Annotated in this window: 1 protein-coding gene; it reads right to left on the minus strand. The window is 73.3% G+C overall.

Going from position 1 to position 270, the window contains the following annotated elements:
• The coding region (locus tag IF37_RS40515; protein WP_158727472.1) for a hypothetical protein at nt 1-253 on the minus strand (253 nt) is incomplete at its 3' end.
• Between the last annotated feature and the right edge of the window lie 17 nt (nt 254-270).

A 270-nucleotide genomic window follows, 5' to 3' on the forward strand; every position in this document is an offset into this window, starting at 1 on the left:
GGGCGAGGGCGGTGGCCTGGTCTCCGAGGGGCTGGGTGTGCCAGTGGTCGGCGAGGTGGTCGTAGGCGTGCGCGAAGTCCTCGGCGGTCAGCGGCATCGCCGGGTACTGCGCCTGCTGGAGTTCGACCGTGGCCAGCACCCGCAGCGCGCTCACCCGGTCCGGTTCGTTGCGTGTCAGTTCCTGCCAGCGGCTGAGGGGGAGGTCGTCGCCCGTGGCGATGCGGTGGGCGATGGCGGCCGCGCGTCGTGGCACGGAGTGGGTGTCCCAGG

The sequence above is a fragment of the Streptomyces sp. NRRL S-31 genome, from assembly GCF_000718775.1.
Classification (GTDB): domain Bacteria; phylum Actinomycetota; class Actinomycetes; order Streptomycetales; family Streptomycetaceae; genus Streptomyces.